General features: G+C 38.2%; 10 protein-coding genes. 5 read left to right on the plus strand and 5 right to left on the minus strand.

What is annotated here, in order from left to right; all coding sequences use genetic code 11:
- The gene (locus QOX35_RS07330; RefSeq protein WP_283686369.1) at positions 1–1,938 is read right to left on the minus strand and encodes an ABC-F family ATP-binding cassette domain-containing protein; all 1,938 of its coding nucleotides are present in this window, start codon (positions 1,936–1,938) and stop codon (positions 1–3) included.
- A gap of 83 nt (positions 1,939–2,021) precedes the next feature.
- On the minus strand, positions 2,022–3,347 hold the full coding sequence (locus QOX35_RS07335) for a hypothetical protein (protein ID WP_283686370.1): 1,326 nt from the start codon (positions 3,345–3,347) through the stop codon (positions 2,022–2,024).
- Positions 3,348–3,493: 146 nt separating this feature from the next.
- Between QOX35_RS07335 and QOX35_RS07340 the strand changes: the two genes are divergently transcribed.
- From QOX35_RS07340 to QOX35_RS07350, 3 genes are all read left to right on the plus strand, one after another.
- Positions 3,494–4,999 (plus strand): helicase HerA-like domain-containing protein, encoded by a 1,506-nt coding sequence (locus QOX35_RS07340; RefSeq protein ID WP_283686371.1) that lies wholly within the window; start codon positions 3,494–3,496, stop codon positions 4,997–4,999.
- A 228-nt stretch (positions 5,000–5,227) separates the two neighbouring features.
- Positions 5,228–6,124, plus strand: a complete 897-nt coding sequence (locus QOX35_RS07345; RefSeq protein WP_283686372.1) for a class I SAM-dependent methyltransferase — start codon at positions 5,228–5,230, stop codon at positions 6,122–6,124.
- A gap of 301 nt (positions 6,125–6,425) precedes the next feature.
- Positions 6,426–9,080: an AsmA family protein gene (locus QOX35_RS07350; RefSeq protein WP_283686373.1), complete on the plus strand. Its 2,655-nt coding sequence runs from the start codon at positions 6,426–6,428 to the stop codon at positions 9,078–9,080.
- A gap of 81 nt (positions 9,081–9,161) precedes the next feature.
- Here the strand turns inward: QOX35_RS07350 and QOX35_RS07355 are convergent, their stop codons facing one another.
- Genes QOX35_RS07355 through QOX35_RS07365 form a run of 3 tightly spaced genes read right to left on the minus strand, consistent with a single transcriptional unit; the run spans position 9,162 to position 14,855 of the window.
- Entirely contained in the window at positions 9,162–10,541 is a 1,380-nt protein-coding gene (locus tag QOX35_RS07355) for an efflux transporter outer membrane subunit (RefSeq protein ID WP_283686374.1), read from the minus strand.
- Entirely contained in the window at positions 10,534–13,686 is a 3,153-nt protein-coding gene (locus QOX35_RS07360; protein ID WP_283686375.1) for an efflux RND transporter permease subunit, read from the minus strand. The genes QOX35_RS07355 and QOX35_RS07360 overlap by 8 nt, the downstream gene beginning before the upstream one ends.
- Entirely contained in the window at positions 13,683–14,855 is a 1,173-nt protein-coding gene (locus tag QOX35_RS07365; RefSeq protein ID WP_283686376.1) for an efflux RND transporter periplasmic adaptor subunit, read from the minus strand. The genes QOX35_RS07360 and QOX35_RS07365 overlap by 4 nt, the downstream gene beginning before the upstream one ends.
- Before the next feature lie 605 nt (positions 14,856–15,460).
- Here QOX35_RS07365 and QOX35_RS07370 point away from each other — a divergent pair.
- Together QOX35_RS07370 and QOX35_RS07375 are read left to right on the plus strand one after the other, a co-directional pair.
- Positions 15,461–18,532: a SusC/RagA family TonB-linked outer membrane protein gene (locus QOX35_RS07370; RefSeq protein ID WP_283686377.1), complete on the plus strand. Its 3,072-nt coding sequence runs from the start codon at positions 15,461–15,463 to the stop codon at positions 18,530–18,532.
- An 11-nt stretch (positions 18,533–18,543) separates the two neighbouring features.
- Entirely contained in the window at positions 18,544–20,136 is a 1,593-nt protein-coding gene (locus QOX35_RS07375; protein ID WP_283686378.1) for a RagB/SusD family nutrient uptake outer membrane protein, read from the plus strand.
- The last annotated feature ends 22 nt before the right edge of the window (positions 20,137–20,158 follow it).

Genomic DNA, 20,158 nt, shown 5'->3' on the forward strand with positions numbered 1-20,158 from the left:
TTAGTCTTTCGAAATATTTTGAAGTTCAACAGTCAATTCTTCCCATTTGAGCATATCGTCTTCCAACTCTTTTGATAATAGTCCATGTCTTTCGAATAGAGAAGCGTCGGCCGCACCTTCCGGTGTTGTTAGTTTAAGTTCTATTTCGGCTATTTTGTTCTCTTTACTTTCTATACTTTTTTCTATATCCGAAATTTGTTTTTCTACTCTTTTTATTTGACGAGCTAATTCTTTTCGCTCTTCGTAAGATAACTTATTTACAGATTCTTGATCCGTAGTCTTATCAGATTCATTAAGCGGAGATGTAGAGACTTCAAGTTCTTTGAGGCTATCCATTTTTTTCTTTTCAAGAAATTCATAGATTCCGCCTAAGTGCTCTATTACTTGTTGGTTGCCAAATTCATAAACTTTTTCTACAAGCCCGTTTAAGAAATCTCGATCATGGGATACTACGATAACTGTTCCGTCAAATTCTTTAATTGCCTTCTTCAAAACATCCTTCGAACGCATATCGAGGTGATTGGTCGGCTCATCGAGAATAAGCAGATTGACGGGTTCGAGTAGTAATCGTATCATTGCCAATCGGCTACGTTCTCCACCCGACAATACTTTTACTTTTTTGTCAGACGCTTCTCCCCCAAACATAAAAGCTCCCAGTATATCTCTGATCTTAGTTCGTATATCACCTACAGCCACATAGTCTATTGTTTCGAACACGGTATGATCCCCGTTTAATAACTGTGCTTGATTTTGTGCGAAGTAGCCTATTTTTACATTATGTCCTAGTTCGAGTTTGCCTTTGAAATCAATCTCGTTCATAATGCATTTCACTAAGGTAGATTTCCCTTCTCCATTCTTCCCAACAAAAGCTACTTTATCTCCTCTATGTATCGTAAATGTTACATCTTTGAAGATCAGATGATCTCCATAGCTTTTTTCTACATTTTCTACAATTACAGGATAAGAACCTGAGCGTGGTGCAGGAGGAAATTTAAGATTCAGCATAGCATTATCTTCATCGTCTACCTCCAGCCGTTCCAGCTTATCCAATTGCTTTATGCGTGATTGTACTTGTACCGATTTTGTCGCTTTGTAGCGGAAACGCTCTATAAACTCTTCGGTTTTCTGTATTTGCTTTTGCTGATTTTCAAAAGCACGTATTTGATGTTCGCGGTGCTCCTGCCTCAGTTCCACATATTTGGTATAGGGTACTTTGTAATCGTAAATACGTCCCAGAGATATTTCTATTGTGCGTTGGGTTACAGCATCCAGAAAAGCACGGTCATGCGATACAAGTAAGACAGCATTGGCTCGGGTCGAAAGAAATGTTTCGAGCCATTGGATCGACTCTATATCAAGGTGATTGGTCGGCTCGTCGAGCAAAAGTACGTCAGGACGTTGAAGAAGCAGTTTGGCTAATTCAATACGCATACGCCATCCTCCGCTAAACTCACTGGTTGGACGTTCAAAGTCTGTACGTTTAAAGCCGAGACCAGTCAGTGTTTTTTCTATTTCTGCCTGAAAGTTGCCGCCCCCCGACATCATAAACTCCTCGTTGAGATAAGATGATTTCTCAATCAGGTTGTGATAGGCTTCCGACTCATAGTCTGTTCTTTCAGCCAACTGTTTGTTTACATACTCTAATTCGGTTTCTATCTTCTGTATGTGAGAAAATGCTAAAGAAGCCTCTTCAAAAACAGTATTACCTTCTTTTAGGGTCATGTGCTGCGGCAGATAACCGATCGTTATGTCTTTGGGTACGGAAAGATTTCCTCGTGTAGGAGCTTGCAGCCCCGCAAATATTTTAAGCATGGTTGATTTACCTGCTCCATTTTTACCAACAAGGGCTATTCTCTCCTTCTTGTTGATAACAAAAGATATATCGTCAAAGAGGCTGAAACCTCCAAATTCTACCGTTAGTCCTTCTACTGAAATCACATCAATTAAGTTTATAAAACGTACAAAAATAGTCAATTTTACTGCATCTGACTATTTTTGATCTTTATTTTCAGCGTTCAAGCCTATTCCGACTCGAATTGTATATCAGATCTTTCGAGTTTTTTATATCTTATGTCTAAAACATTTAATATGACAGATAATACAATAAGCATTTCGAATGGAAAGCTAAATCGGGAATTTGTTCCGTATGTAACAAAAGCTTGTAGTATCGATGCTGTGAATACTATTATAGATATTGTAAGTTGAGGGGTAATCTTCTTTTGCTTTATACCTCTGAATATATTGTAAGGGATGAGGATTATAAACGCAATCTTTATTAATTGTAACAGAATCCTTTCTAAGTAGCATATATACAATAGTATTTCATTGGCATGAGGAATAGCAAATTTATCATATTCCCAATACAGTGATGTTTTCCAAAAGTCACGCCAGGAGATAAAAACCTGCTGCAAGTACGCTGTCGGGTTCTCTTTAATTGTAGCGATACTATAATCATAGAGCCTCTTGGATAAGTCGGGGAACGATAAACCTGTTTCCGATTCCAATTCAGGGTATGCTTCCCAGATAGTCATTGCTATTTCCTTGTCCGAAATTCTATTGTCTCTATACTTGGCATATATATTGCCTATTGGAGCATATTCAGGAGTCGTTTTTTCTGCAAAGTTGACACAGTTCTGAGCAAGATTGAATCCGTAAAAAGTTGTGGAGGTGAAATAGCCTGTATTCTTTTTGTTTACATAAGACCAACCTAGAAAAACAAAAAGAGGAATTATTAAGATAAAGGATAGTCTGGTTAATAGGTACTTAAATGAACTTCCATTTAATAATATAAAAAAGAGAATTACGGGTAAGAATATATAAAAAGGCTTTATCAAAACAAGGTATCCACACAATATACTTAGTCCTATATATTGATTCGACTGCCCCCTTCGAATTCTAAAAAACAGGTAAAATGTAAGCGTTATAACGAGTAATGTTAGTGTTTCGGTAAGAATAGTTACCTCGAAGAAAATAGTTGGTAAATAGCAACTTAATATAATAGTTAAGTAAAAGGATATCTTTTTGCTCAACCTCACCGATAGGCATGTTTTGTAGAAGTAAATAAGAGTAACTATTCCTATAATAAACTGTAGTGCACCTGTTGTAGAATAAGAGATATTACTCAACGCAAGTAAAATAGGATATCCCGGAGAACGTTGACCTTCATAGCCTGAAAAATCAAAGTTGAGTATTCTCTTAGCTAACTCTACATACCCTTCACTGTCAGGATAGAGGGTTATATACTGATATAAAAAGGCAACAGCTAAGCGAACTAAAGTACCTACAATAATGATGCTTTTTATCGGATTATCTGTTACCCATTTTCTTATTTTAGCGAATGTGTTCAATAAATTTTTTTTGATAAAATTAAGCTTTATATCGATTGGTGATGTGTATTGCAATAAATAATTATTTTTGTAATACCATTAGCGAACTTTTTATACTCCTTTTTGATTTTATATAATAAGAAAACAAACTTAAAAAATATAATCCAATGTATGATAATGAAAAAAGAGCTTTTATAGCTATTTCTCCCGAACAGGAAGTTTGTATGGTTCCTAAAATGGCTAATCGACACGGACTTATCACCGGAGCCACAGGCACAGGAAAAACAGTGACGTTACAGACCTTAGCTGAGACATTCAGTAAAATGGGAGTTCCTGTATTTGCAGCAGATGTGAAGGGAGATTTATCCGGTGTAGCCGCCGTTGGAGGAAATAAGGAGAGCGTTACCCAACGTGTAGAATCATACAAATTGGCAGACAAAGGATTTAAATTTCAAGATTTCCCTGTTCAGTTTTGGGATGTCTTTGGAGATCAAGGATCACCTATCAGAGCTACGGTTGCAGATATGGGGCCGCTTCTATTAAGCAGGCTTTTATCTCTCAATGATACTCAATCGGCAGTTCTCTCTATTATATTTAAATTGGCAAAAGATGAGTCTTTAGATATCATTGACTTGAAAGACTTACAAAAGCTATTGGAATATGTAGGAAATAATGCCAATCGTTTTACAACAAGCTATGGTAATATCTCTACCGCAAGTGTTGGAGCTATACAGCGTGGATTAATTGCGTTAGAGCAAGAAGGTGCTGATAAATTCTTTGGAGAGCCGAATCTGAATATCGACGATCTGATACAAACAGTAGGAGAGAAGGGCGTTATAAATATATTGGCAGCAGATAAGCTGATGAATTCTCCACGTGTGTATACTACTTTCTTGATGTGGCTGATGACCAAATTGTTTGATGTAATGCCCGAAGTTGGTGATCCTGACAAACCGAAATTGGTATTCTTTTTCGATGAAGCTCATTTACTGTTTAGTGATGCGCCGAAGGCATTGTTGGAAAAGATAGAGCAGGTGGTTCGTCTCATTCGTTCTAAAGGGATAGGAGTCTATTTTATATCACAGACTCCTGCAGACATTCCCGACTCTGTATTAGGTCAGCTGGGGAATCGTGTACAGCATGCTTTGAGAGCCTATACGCCGAAAGACCAGAAAGCCGTCAAGGTTGCGGCGCAAACTTTCAGAGCGAATCCTAAATTTGATACAGAACAGGCAATCTCGGAACTGGCTACGGGAGAGGCCTTAGTTTCACTTTTGGATGAAAAAGGACGTCCCAATATGGTCGAAAGAGCTTTTATTCTACCCCCTGAAGGGCAAATCGGACCATTGGATACTACTGCCCGTAATCAGATGACGCAGGGTTCTATATTGTATCGCCATTATGCACAAGTAGTAGATCGAGAATCAGCTTACGAAATTTTAACGGAGCGTTTGCAAGGTACTTTGAGTGAGAAAGAACAAGCGGTGCAGGATAAAGCAACGGCAAAAGCTCAGAAAGAAGCCGAAAGGGCACAGCGTGAACAGGCTAAGATTGACCAAAAGAATGCTGTAGAAAACAAACGATTTTGGAGTAGAATGGCAACGACAGTGCTTGTCCCTATTGCCAAACAGGTGTTGAATGCATTTTTCAAAAGCTCATCAAAGAAAAGATAGAACCTGATATGTGTAAATTATAGAAAGACAGTCGACTGGAATCAACCATTCGGCTGTTTTCTTTATAGATACAATCTTTGTTTATTTTTTTTCAAAATTTACTGTCGGATTAATTTATCGTCCTACCTTTGTAGTCTTGAACCCAGAAAACAATAAAATCTTCAAATACGAACATTTGTTGAGCATTGATTTCGCTTTCAAATTCAGACTGAATAAAAGGAAATAAAGATGCAATTACTCAGACCGCAGCATTGGAAAGATTATGAACTGATCGACTCGGGCGATTATGAAAAATTAGAACGTTTTGGTAAATACATTATCCGACGTCCCGAACCACAGGCAGTATGGCGTAAGTCTCTGCCCGAGAAAGAGTGGGAGGACGCAGCCGATGCCACTTTCAAGAAGGAGAAAGGGAAGGCTTCTCAAGATGGCAACGACAAAGGAGTTTGGGTACAAAAAAATGGAATGCCCGACCAATGGTTCATCAACTATCAATATAAGGAAATGAAGCTTCGGTTTCGTTTGGGTCTTACATCTTTCAAGCATGTAGGGGTGTTTCCTGAACAATCGGAGAATTGGGATTTCATATACGATACAGTTCGAAGCCTCAATATTTCTGAACCAAAAGTATTGAATCTTTTTGCATATACAGGTGGGGCTTCAATTGCGGCTAAAAGTGCAGGAGCTGATGTGACGCATGTAGATTCAGTGAAGCAAGTAATCACGTGGTCACGTGAAAATATGGATGCTTCTGATCTGCATGATATACGTTGGATTGTAGAAGACGCACTTAAGTTTTGTCGCCGCGAAGTAAAAAGAGGTAAGAAATATAATGGGATAATACTAGACCCTCCTGCATATGGTCGTGGTCCTGATGGCGAGAAGTGGATATTGGAAGAGAATATAGCCGAAATAATGTCTCTTTGTGCGCAATTGCTGGAGGATTCCAATTCATTTCTTATACTAAATCTATACTCTATGGGCTTTTCGGCTGTGATAGCTGATAACCTTATAAAGGATTATTTTCCTGATGTCAAAGATCGCACCTACGGAGAACTGATTGTTCCTGAAAAATCCGGTAAAAATTTACCTCTGAGTATTTATATTCGTTTTATCAGAAAATAGTGTCACTTTATGTATATTTGCGTTGCTCGTGTAAGTGGCTTGTATATATAGTTTTATGCGGGTTTTTGTGAGCAAAAGGTGACAAAAGTGACAGTTATTCCTATGTTTTTATTTGTAACTTTTGAGATGTTTCTTTTCTTACATTTACTCAATATATGATAACTTTCAAGAATAATCTTTCATGATATAACTATATACGAACATAATATATTTCATAACATGACTTATACCAAAATTGGGAATAAACCGTTAATAAAATAAACAAACACAAATACATAGTATAAAAATCGAAGAGAAAAGTATGAAAAAAGCTCTAACTATTGCGGGTGTTGTTGTCGTTGTGCTTATAGTGGCTATGATAGCAATTCCTTTCTTGTTTAAAGATAAAATCAAAACTGCCGTATTGAATGCCGCAAACGAAAAACTAAACGCTACAGTGGATATTAAGGATTTTGGACTAAACTTGTTTTCCAATTTCCCTAATGCAACACTCTCCCTAAACGATGCCTCGGTAGTAGGTGTCGGAGACTTTCAGAAAGATACACTATTGAGTGCTAAATCGGCAAGTGTTACTATCGACTTGATGAGCCTTTTTGGCAGCGAATATAATATATCCAAAATTAATCTGGATAAGGCTTCTATATATACAAAAGTGCTTGAAGACGGACGTGCCAACTGGGATATAATGAAGGTGGACTCTACTGCATCTGCTTCAACCGAAAGTGAATCTGCTTTCAAACTCAATTTGAAAAAAATTACGGTCAACGATTGTAGTTTCGTTTATCAGAACGATTCTACAAAGATGAAAGTGACACTTAATAAATGGAATGGAGACCTGCATGGCGATTTTTCGGCTAGCGAAACAACATTAAATACGAATTCTACTATCGGCGAAGTTACATTTGTTATGGATGGTATTCCATATTTGAATAAAATACAAGGTGTGGCTGATGCTACCATCAATGCTAATCTTGATAAAATGCAATTCTCCTTTAAGGAAAGTAACCTCCAACTAAATGATCTTAAAGCATCTATTGACGGTACTTTTGCTATGGTGGGCAAGGATTATGAAGATATGGAGTTCGATCTTAAGCTGAATGCGCCGGATACCCAATTTAAAGATATCTTATCTCTTGTTCCGGCTATGTATACAGCCGATTTTAAAGATGTGAAAACGTCAGGAACTGCAAAGTTGGAGGCATATATCAAAGGTCTTATGCATGGTGATAGTTATCCTGCGTTTGATGTAAAGATAATGGTGAACGATGCGATGTTCCAATACCCTTCTTTACCCAAATCTGTCAATAATATAAATGTCGCTATGGCGATAAACAGTAAAGGAGGCTTGTTAGATAATATGATTATTGATATCAGCAAGTTTAGTTTCAATTTGGGAGGTAATCCTTTCTCGGGAAGCCTGAATGTGTCCACTCCGATGAGCGATCCCAATCTGAAAGCTCAGGCAAAAGGGACGATTGATTTAGGTATGATTAAAGATGTATATCCGTTAGAAAAAGGAACAGCTTTAAATGGTAAGATGATTGCTAATCTGAATGTTGCAGCTCGGATGTCTGCAATCGAAAAAGAACAATATGAGAATGTGTCGGCAGCAGGTAGTCTGAAATTGAGCAATATGACTTATAAGTCTCAAGACATGCAAGATGTGGTGATTAACGATGCCGGATTGGAATTTTCGCCACGCTATGTAAATCTATCGTCACTGAACCTGAAGATTGGCAAAAATGATCTGTCAGCTACAGGACGTCTCGAGAATTTTATTGCATATGCATTGAAAGATCAAACACTGAAAGGTCAGTTGAATATAAAATCAAACTATCTGAATGCGAATGATTTTATCAGTAGCGAAACTGCCGGGACAGAAGAAACAGCATCAACAACAACAGAAGACATTATTATTCCTAAAAATATAGATTTTGTATTGAACGCCGCCCTCAACCAAATTGTATATGGAAAAATGAACATTACAAATATGGTTGGCAATATGACTGTTAAAAATGGAGTGCTTACTCTTAATAATGTTGGAGCTAATGCTTTGGGTGGTTCTTGTAAGGTTAGCGGAACGTATGATACATCAAGCCCTAAAACTCCGAAGGTTAACTTTGATCTGGCTTTATCGAAAGTATCGTTTGCTGAAACATTCAAGTCGGTCGAATCAGTGCAAAAATTTGCTCCTATATTCGAAAAATTAGGAGGAACATATTCTATGAACTTCAAATTTAATACATCTTTAGGTGAGACAATTATGCAGACTTTAGCAAGTCTTACTGGTAGTGGTGCATTACAAACCAATGATGTAAAGATAGAAGGTGTTGAGGCTTTGACCGCTTTGTCTTCTTCATTGAAGACTGATGCTTTGAAGTCATTCTCCACAAAAGATTTGAATTTGCCGTTTACTATAAATAATGGAAAACTGAATACAAAGCCTTTCAATGTAAACTTTGGCAATGGTGGCGTTATGAAATTAGAGGGGGCAACAGGTCTTGATCAAAGCATCGACTACAAAGGCACTGTTACGCTTCCTAAATCGTTGGCAAACCATTACGTGTCGTCTGTGCCGATTACAATAGGCGGTACATTTACAAATCCCAAAATTGGAATAGACACCAAGGCGTTGGTTGCCGGAGCTGCTTCGTCTGCCGTAAATGAGCTTTTGGGTGGAGAGAAAGGAGCTGATGTTTCAGCGAAGGTGTCTGAAGAAAAAGCGAAACAAATAGAAAGGATTAGATCGGAAGCGGATGCGACGGCAACAAAGTTGGTGGCTGAGGCTGAGAAACAATCACAGGCTTTGGAAGAAAAGGCAGGAAGTAATCCTCTTGCAAAAGCCGCAGCTAAGGCGGCAGGAAAGAAGCTTGTAGAAGAAGCTAAAAAGCAAGGTCAGAACTTGAGAGATAAAGCCGAAGAACAAATAAAGAAAGTAGAAGGCACCGGTAACTGATAAATAATATAATTAAAACTGTCTGAAAAGAAGATTTGTATTGTCTATTGTCATTCTGAGTCTTCTTTTCAGACAGTTTTTTTAGTCCCTATTAAGCCCTCCGCCCAATGCTTTGTAGAGAGCAACTAACGAATAGAGTTCGTTTAACGTAGCATTATTCAAAGCTATCTCGGCATCGAACAACTGACGTTGTGCATCCAGGACATCGATATACTTAACAGCTCCGTTTACATATTGTAACTTAGCCAGCTCGTGATAAGAGTTAGCTGAATTGTATAAAGCTTCTTGTGACAGATATACCTCTTTCATTTTATTGAACGTAATGATAGAGTTGTTTACTTCCTTAAATACATTCAATACAGATTTTTCGTAGCTATATACTTCTTGCTCGTATGCAGCCTTTGCCGCATTATGTTTTGCTTTGTTTTTGCCCATATTGAATATAGGGCCGGTAAGTACTCCCGAGATAAACCATGTCGGACTTTTAAGAAAGTCTGTCAGTTCGGTATTCTCTCCCCCTAAACGCCCTGTAAGTCTTAAAGAAGGAAACATATCTGTGTAGGCCATCCCTACTTTAGCATTAGCCTCTATCAGCTTTTGCTCTGCCTGTATCATATCCGGACGGCGTTTCAGTAGCGACGACGGTAAGTCGATAGGTAGGCTGGCTGGAACTTGCAGGTGGCTAATGTCATCTTTCCCTCTGGGAATGTTTCCGATGGGAAATTCTCCAACGAGTACAAAAAGGTCATTCTCTTTCAGCTTTATCTCATTTTCGAGATTTGGAATCAGCGTTTCGGTACGGGCAAGTTCAACAAGGCTTTGCCTGTATGGTATTTCAGATGTCAAACCACCTTCGTAGCGCAATTTGGCAAAACGAACTCCTTCACGTCTGGCATCCAGAGTCTGTTTCACTATTGTAAGCTCTTTATCTAATGCTTTTAATTCAAAGTATGCCTGAGCAACTTGTGCTACGATGGTTAGGTGCATGGCTTTTTGCGCTTCTACCGTTTGCAGATATGTAGCAATTCCGGCTTCGTTGGCCCATCTCAGTTTGCCCCATATATCCAACTCCCACGATACATTAAGATTGGCTCTAAGCTCAGGTGAATATTTCTTCGAATCGCCTCCATAGTTCAGATATTCCTTTTGTCCTGCCACTTCAGCCCCTACTTCAGGGAATAGGTTTGCAAATGATATCCGTTTGTTTGCAGCCATTTCTTTTATACGGGCAGCCGCTATGAGCATGTCTTTGTTGTGGTCGAGAGCTTTTGTGATGAGTCCTTGTAATACAGAATCCTTATATAGGGCGCTCCATCCGATGTCAGAAGCATTTCCCTCATTCGTTATTTTTGCATCAAATGCCTGAGGTATATTCATTTCCGGCTGTTCGTATTTCTGACCTATTTTACAAGATGAGAATAATGCTGTGGAAATGAGTAGTATATATGTGAGTTTATTCATTGTTATCTCTTTTTATAAGTTTCTTTATTTTCGGGAATTTAGGAAACTTAAGTTCCGGAATCTTAAACTTATCCTTTACTTTATATACTATCACAAAGAAGAATGGCACAAGTATTATTCCTAATGTAATAGCTACAATCATACCAAAAAATACACCTGTTCCTATCGAATGCCTACTAGCTGATCCCGGTCCTGAAGCTATTACCATCGGTAACATACCGAGTACGAATGCTAAAGATGTCATCAATATCGGGCGGAAACGTAATTTGGCTGCCTGCATTGCCGCAAATATGGGTTGCATACCTGCATCGACCTGTATCTTGGCAAATTCTACTATAAGGATAGCATTTTTAGCGGCTAATCCTATTAAGGTTACGAGTCCAATCTGAAAATATACATCATTATCCAGTCCTAATATCCATATGCCAATAAATGCTCCTAGTGCAGCAATGGGTAAGGATAATATCACGGAAATTGGTACAGTCCAACTTTCGTATAATGCAGCCAAAAACAAGAATACAAATATTAGAACCAGTATTAAAACTGTACCTGTTTGCCCGCTGGCCTTTTGTTCCTGAAAAGAGAGACCGCTCCACGCTACCCCAATATTGGCGGGTAGGTGTTCTTTTGCGATGTTTACAATTTCGCTCATCGCTTGTCCCGAGCTATGTCCTGCCGAAGGGGTAACCTGCATAGATGCCGATGTGTACATATTGAAGCGCGATATATTCCCCGGTCCTGTAGTATAGCTGGTTTTACCCAAAGCTGTAAGCGGAACCATGTCGCCGCTTTTCGTTTTCACGAAAAATAGATTAATATCGCTGGCTGTTGCCCTGTATGATTGATCGGCCTGAATGTATACTTTGTATATGCGGTTAAACATATTAAAGTCATTTACATATACTGACCCCAGATAGGCTTTCATCGTTGAAAAAATATCAGACATTGGCACTCCGAGCAGCATTGCCTGATCTCGATCCACGTCAAAATATAGTTGAGGTATTTCTGATTGTAGAGAGGAAGAAACATTTGAAATGATCTTAGATTTATTGGCATAATACATAAAAGTATCAGACGCAGCCACCAGATCGTCCCACTGAGCATCGGAGCGGGCTTGAAGCTTCATCTCTACACCTCCAGCCGATCCGAGTCCCGGAATGACGGGAGGGCGACTCACAAATGCTCTTATTTCGGGGTAATTATAAAATTCTTTTTGTGCATCGCGCATTACCTGATCCACTCCCGTACTTCTTTCTTTCCACGGTTTAAGTATAACCGTCAACGTTGTGCGCCCCTGATTGGTTCCTACACGAGGGCTTGATCCTGTTACATTTTGTACATATTTTACCGCTTCATGATTGTCAAGATAAGCTACTGCTCTATCCGTAACTGTTCGCATACGCTCGAGTGTTGTTCCTTCCGGCATTTCAAGCTCTACAGTAAAATAACCTTGGTCTTCTTGGGGAATGAAACTGGTAGGGACTATTTTATTCAATACGAAAATAAATACAAGCACCATACCAAATGCAGCCATCGTACGCCTAGGGTTGTTTATAACCTTTAGTAAGATATTGGCATATTTCTTATTGCCATTCCCTAGCCAGATATTTATTTTGCGGAAGATGAAGTGCTTTTTCTTTTTCGATGGCTTTAATATTATAGCACACATGGCAGGGCTAAGGGTTAGGGCTACTACTGCAGATATAAGTACCGATACTACAATGGTTACAGAAAATTGCCTGTAGAGTGCTCCTGTTATTCCATCAAGGAAGCTTACCGGAACGAATACAGCAGCAAGGACTAACGATGTGGCAATCAAAGCGCCTGTCAGTTCTTTCATTGCTCTGTGTGTGGCTTCCCGTGCGTTTACCCCCTTCTGTTCCATAATACGTTCTACGTTCTCGACGACTACAATCGCATCATCCACAACAATACCGATCGCCAAAACCAATCCTAGGAGAGTCAGCATATTGAGGGAAAATCCCATCATAAGCATAAATCCGAATGTGCCGATCAAGGAAATAGGCACGGCAACTATAGGGATAATAGCCGCACGCCAGTTTTGTAGTGAAAGGAATACTACTATAATAACAAGAGTCAGAGCTTCGAACAATGTTTTATAAACTTCGTGAATAGATTCTCCGATATATTCCGTCATATCGAAAGGTATCAGATAATCTAAGCCCTCGGGAAAATCTTGTTTTATATTTCCCATGGCTGCCTTTATTTCATCCGCTACTTCCATAGCATTAGCCCCGGGAAGGAGATAGATGCTCAACATGGTTGCATATTTACCGTTCAACCCACTCTCGGTACTATATGATGATGCCTCCAGAGAGACTCTTGCTACGTCTCTCATACGGATAAAAGAGCCATCGTTGTTGGCTTTCACCACAATATCTTCGAATTCACTCACTGTAGACAAACGTCCTTGTGCTGTGATAGGCATAGTCACATCTACATGTACTATCGGTTGTTTACCGAGTTCACCCGCAGCAGACTCTCTATTCTGATCTTTTAGAGCATCTTGCAAATCTTTGATTGTTAGTCCAAAACTGGCGAGCCTGTCGGGATATACCCATATTTGCATGCCATAATATCGGCTACCTACATTCGAAACACGTCCCACTCCGGGTATACGCCTGATAACGTCAAGTATATTTATAGTTGCATAGTTGCTTAAGTATATCTCGTCATATTTAGGATCGTCAGATGTCAAAGCAATAGTCATCAATTGTCCGGGTGCTTGCTTTTCAACAGAAATCCCACCTTGTAGAACTTCAGCCGGTAGACGACTTTCGGCTAACTTTACCCTGTTTTGTATCTCTACAGCGGCGAGGTCAGCATTGGTGTTTACATCAAACGTAACGGTGATGGATAGTCCTCCCGAGTTGGAACTGCTTGATTCCATATATATCATCCCGGGCGTACCGTTCAACTCTTGTTCGATGGGTGTTGCCACTGCTTGAGATACTGTTGTGGCATTTGCTCCCGGGTAAGAAGCTCCTATTTTTACAACGGGAGGCGTTATTTGCGGATACTGTTCTATCGGCAATAATACGAGCCCAATGATACCTATAATAACAATCAGTAAGGATAAAACGGTAGAAAGTACAGGCCTGTCTATAAATAATCCCGGCTTCATTTTTTATCCTCCTTCTTCTTTTCATCCGCTTTCTCGAGAGCCTCTATTTTTGCTTCCTCTTTAGTAGTCCTCGATATAACCTTTTGTCCGTGTGTAAGCTTTTGATATCCTTCTACAACAATGTGTTCATTCGGACTCAATCCACGGATAACTACTATCTTATTATCGTGTTCGGGGCCGGTCTCTACATAGCGTTTTTCCACTATATTGTCCGGACGTATAACGAATATATGAGCTCCTCCTTTTTCTATCGAAATAGCTTTGCGGGGGATAACAACAACATTCTCCAATACATTTAGTAATAGTTTTACACGCGTGAATTGTCCCGGTAGAAGAACCTGATTGGGATTAGGCAATACGGCACGAACGCCAAAAGTTCCTGTTTTAGGGTCAACAAGGGGGGATGCAAAGTCTACAATTCCTTTTTCGCTGTATACAGAGTTGTCTGCAAGCGTAACAGTAACAGTTGGCTGCCACGACCGAGTTGTATCCAGTTCCCCAAGATGCACATTCCTGCGTTGACTTCTTAGATAGTCGAGAGAAGTAAGTTTGAAATCGACCAATACGGTATCTCTTTTAACTACTGTAGCCAATAACGACTTCGAATTTCCTACCAAAGTGCCTATGTCTACATACCGCTCACTAATATAGCCGGATAGGGGAGACCGTACCACTGTATAGCTTAATTCCATCTCGGCTTGTTCCAAGTCGGCTTTACTCATTGCTACATCAGCCTTTGACATATTCAGTGCAGCTACTGCATTGTCAAGGTCTAACCTGCTGGCAGCATTTTGATTATATAAAGGTTCTATCCTTTTGAGATCACTTTCTGCTTTTAGAGCTTGCGCTTCATCTCTTTTTAGTTTTGCTTTTGCTTTTTCAACTTTAGCTTTGTAAGTTCTGTCGTTAATGTAAAATAAAGGCTCTCCCGCCTTCACTTCTTTTCCTTCATTAAAGGTCATCTTTTCGAGGAATCCCTCTACACGTGCATGAATTTCCACATTGCGTGATGCTTTAATAAGACCTACGTATTCTCCGTATATTTCGAAATTATCTGTTGTTACAGTTTCAACTTCAACAATTGGAGCCTCGACTTGAGTTTTTTTACATGCGCATAGTAGTAATGTACTAAGTAAGGTGATAGATAAAATACTTCTTATGTTATTCATAAATAATTAATTGTAGTCAAATCTTAAACAACCTATTAAGCTTTTTTGTTTAACATATATTGAGTTTATATTATTTCTTTTAGTGTACAGGGGACGGCAATTCAGAGTCTTCTATATTTGTGTATATATATCGTATAGAAATTGTCTTCGTTTCGAAATAAGTTTTGCTAATTGCAAATGTCCAGCATATAATCGCAAATGTACACATTCATTTAATATATTGTGTATAATGGTTATATTAAAGATTATAAAAGGTTGATAAACAAAATATATGTTACAATCCGATTGCAATCGTTTGCATAACAAAAAGCAGCTTTTTATAAAATCTTTTGATACAAAACAAAATAGGTCTTCTCATATTTGTACTATAATCCTAAAATGTCATGAAAATACAAGTGTTTCTAATGTTAAATCTAGACCAAGATTTATTTAAAAATATACAAAATATAACATTTGTCTCTTCTGTCCTCTATTCAAAATTCAGGGTTGATCAGAATTTTATTGAATACGAATAGTATGTTATGCACGATAGAATATATAAACCGATTATATAGAAATAAGTAATAAACTAATCAATATTAATGTTAATCTTAATATTATTTCGCATGAAAAGAAAGATTAAGAACAGATGTTTAAATGTATTCCTACTATTTATGTTAGGAATATTGGTGTCAACATCAAATATTTTTGCGCAAGGCGGAAATATCACAGTTAAGGGTAATGTGAAGGACAATAACGGCGAACCTATCATTAGTGGTAGTGTTGTTGTTAAGGGTACAACCATAGGTACTGTAACTGATGTTGATGGTAATTATGCAATCAATGTACCTTCTAACGGTACGTTAGTGTTCACTTACGTAGGATTCAAATCACAAGAAATTTCTGTAGCTGGAAAATCTACAATTAATGTCACATTGGAGGAAGATACCGAAATGTTGAAAGAAGTTGTAGTAATCGGATATGGTAGTGTGAAGAAAGAAGACCTTAGTGGGTCAATCGTTGCAATCAAGGCAGAAGAGATAAACAAAGGAGCAATAACATCACCGCAGCAAATGCTACAAGGTAAGGTTTCCGGTTTGTTTGTGCAGCCGGGGAATGGTGCTCCGGGTTCGGGTTCTACAATTCGTATTCGTAGTGGTGCATCATTAAGTGCAAGTAATGATCCTTTGATCGTTATTGATGGTATTCCTACATCGAATGATGCTGCTCCAGGAACTCCAAATGCTTTAGCTACAATCAATCCGAATGATATTGAATCATTCACAGTGTTGAAAGATGCTTCTGCTACAGCGATCTTTGGTTCAAGGGCATCAAACGGTGTAATTATTATTACAACAAAAAAAGGAAGCCAATCTAAAGGAGTGAAAATCTCTTATAGTAGCACATATAGTTTTAATGACCCTTATAAGAAAATTAAAACGATGAATGCTCAAGAATTCCGTGATGTAATTTCTACTTATTATCCTAAAGGAACAGATGCAGGAGATAATGCTCAAGAACTGTTGAATAAATATCCAGATCAATCGACAAACTGGCAAGATGAAATCTTCCGTACAGCCTTTAGTACAGACCATAACTTGGGATTTAGCGGAAAAGCAGGAATATTGCCATACCGGGTGTCAGTGGGTTATACAAATGAAGATGGGACATTGCAAACTTCAAATTATGAGCGTTTTACGGGAAGTGTTAGCTTGAGTCCGAAGTTTCTTAATGATCATTTGAGTGTAAATATTAATGTTAAAGGAACAATAAATAATAATAGATATGCAGATTCCGGAGCAGTAGGTGCTGCAGCTTTTTATGATCCGACAAAACCAATTTATGATGAAAATGGATATCATGGTTATTGGAATCACATGCAAGGAACTGAACCGAACAAGTTAGCTCCTGTCAATCCATTGGCATTGTTATATGATGTCGACAACTCCGGAAAAACTAAACGCAGTTTAGGAAATATTCAGCTTGATTATAAATTCCACTTCTTACCTGAACTACGTGCTAATTTAAATCTGGGTTATGATATTGCTACTTCTACAGGTAATAACGGACCTTCAGCAGGGTCATACCAAGCAGCGAAAGATTCGGACCTGCCGAATATAGGAAGATATACATCTTGGGATAATTTGCGCCGAAATCAATTGTTAGACTTTTATCTGAACTATAATAAGTATTTTGAGTCGATAAAGAGTAATGTTGATATAATGGGTGGTTATTCTTATCAACATTTTTATAAATCAGATTTTGATAAAACGTTCTCTAATTCAACAAAATCTATTGGAACTATAAATGGATTTGAATACAATGAATCTACTAGTCAATATGTTTGGACAGCTAGTCGAAAAATCCCTTCTGAAAACTATTTGATATCATTCTTCGGTAGGTTGAACTATAACTTCATGGATCGCTATTTATTGACAGCAACTTTGCGTGATGATGGTTCTTCTCGTTTCAGTAAAGATAATCGTTGGGGTTTATTCCCATCTGCAGCATTTGCTTGGACAATTTCTAAGGAACCATTTATGCACGGTAAAATTGATGCATTATCTAATTTGAAATTGCGTGTAGGATATGGAGTTACAGGTCAACAAGATATAGGTAAGGATTATGCTTATATTCCATCTTATATTTTTGGAACAAATCCGAATGGAACATATTTAGGGTCTGGTCTACTAAAACCTGATGGATATAATCCAAATCTAAAATGGGAGCAAACTGCTACGACAAACTTTGGTATTGATTTTGGATTTTTGAATAATCGTATTAATGGTAGCATCGAATATTATCAAAAGAAGACAAAAGATTTGCTTAATACAATAGATTCTCCTGCAGGAACTAACTTCTCTAATGTAATTGTGGCTAACGTTGGTACAATGAAAAATAATGGAGTTGAGTTTAATATCAATGCTGTAGCTATAGAAACTAACGATTTTTCATGGGATCTAGGTTATAATATTACGTGGAATAAGAGTGAGATTACTAAGTTGACAGCATCTTACAACCCTGATTATCCGGGTATACAAATCGGTGACCCTGGTTATGGAACAGGACTTCGCACACAAAAACATCAAACAGGATATGCTCCTAATACTTTCTGGTTATATCAGCAGGTTTATGGGGAAGATGGAAAGCCTCTTCAAAATGTATTTGTAGATCGTAATAAAGATGGACAAATTACAGAGGCCGATCGTTACTTGACAGGAAAGAGCCCTATGCCAAAGGTATTTATGGGATTTAGCTCAACATTCAGATATAAAGATTTTGATTTAGGGTTTAATTTACGTGCTAATTTAGGTAATTATGTATATAATGCTTTTGCTGCACAAAATTCAACGCCATTGACTTTCAACAATCAAGGATTCCTTTCTAATATTTATACAGGAGTGTATGAAACCGGATTTACTCATAAGAATGGAACAGAGCAGCAGCTATCTGATTACTTCCTAGAGAATGCATCGTTCCTAAAATTGGATAATCTGACATTTGGCTATAGTTTCAAAAATATATTGTTTAATAAACTATCCGGACGTGTGAGTTTTTCTGTTCAGAATGTATTTACTATCACCAATTATAGTGGAATTGATCCTGAAAGCTCTAATAATAAAGATTATCTTGGCATTGATAGGAATATATGGCCACGTCCAAGAACCTATACATTTGGTTTAAATCTTAACTTTTAATTGACATGAAAATGAAAGCAAAATATTTATTGACATTATTTAGCGGATTAGCGTTGACTTTAAGCTCTTGTTTGGGAGACTTAGATGTACAGCCGTTGGATGAGAATGTAGTGACTGGCGAAATAGCTTATTCTGATGCTGCCAGTTATACCAAAGGATTAATGAAAATATATTCAGTATGGGCTATTAGTGGACAAGATGGTGAAGGTAGTTCCGATATTGAAAATCTCGATCCGGGTAATGCTCAGTTATTGCGTTCATGGTGGAATCTGCAAGAAGTGTCTACCGATGAGTGTAAAGTAGCGTGGGCAAACGACTCATGGGTTCCAGAAATCAATAACATGACTTGGTCTAATTCTAAGAATGAATCTATAGAAGGCGTTTACCAAAGATGTATGTTTATTGTAGCATTGGCTAACGAATATCTGAAACAGGTAGGAAATGCCCCAACGGATGCTAATCCTACTCAATTGCGTGCAGAAGCTCGTTTTTGTAGAGCGTTGGCTTACTATGTGTTGATGGATCAATATGCTAGACCTCCTTTTATCACAGAGAGTAATTATTCAGTATCTCCGTCCCCATTAAGTAGAGAAGAACTCTTTGTCTGGATAGTAAAAGAATTAACAGAGATAGAAAAAGATCTTCCGGCTGCACGCCAGGGTATATATGGGCGTGCTGATCAAGGTGCTGTAAATGCTTTACTTGCACGTGCCTACCTGAATGCAGAAGTATATACAGGAAAAGCGATGTATACAGAATGTATAACAGCATGTAATAAAGTTATTGCCGGCGGATATGCATTGACTGCAGATTATTCAAACATATTTAAAGCAGATAATAACGTGGTTGCTAAAAATGAAATAATCTTCCCTATTTGTTTTGATGGGGCAGCAACTAAAACTTGGGGAGGTATGACATTCCTTATTTGTTCATCTCGTGGTGGAGCTGAATATGTATTAGCTACAGACGGAGTTAGTTCAGGTTGGGATGGAACTCGTTCAACACAAAACTTAGTGAATAAGTTTGCATTCTCAAGTAATAATAAAACTGCAGCAAATATTATAGATAAGCGAGGCATATTCTACTCCGAAGGCCGTTCTGTGGAAATAAAAACTACACCTCTAGGAACATTTACCAGTGAGGGTTGGGCTGTATACAAATTTAAGAATGTAAAATCGAATGGAAGTTTGGCTTCTGATACTCAATTCCCTGATACAGATTTTCCTATGCTGCGTTTAGGTGATGTATATCTGATGTATGCCGAAGCGGTTCTTCGTGGAGGAGCAGGAGGTGATAAAAATACTGCTCTGGGATATGTAAACGAGCTTCGCAAACGTGGATATGGAGACGACTCAGGTGCTATTACATCTACTGAACTTACAACAGACTTTATATTGGATGAGCGTTCTCGTGAATTGTATTGGGAAGGAACTCGACGTACAGACCTCATTCGCTATGGATTATATACATCTGGATCTTATCGCTGGCCATTCAAGGGAGGAGTATTGGAAGGTGTAGGAGTAGATAATACTCGTAACATTTTCCCTATTCCGGTAACAGATCTTTCTGTAAATGGAAATCTGACTCAAAATCCAGGATATTAAGTAATAATTGTCTTATAAATAT

The organism is Dysgonomonas sp. Marseille-Q5470 (assembly GCF_951230145.1).
Taxonomy (GTDB): domain Bacteria; phylum Bacteroidota; class Bacteroidia; order Bacteroidales; family Dysgonomonadaceae; genus Dysgonomonas.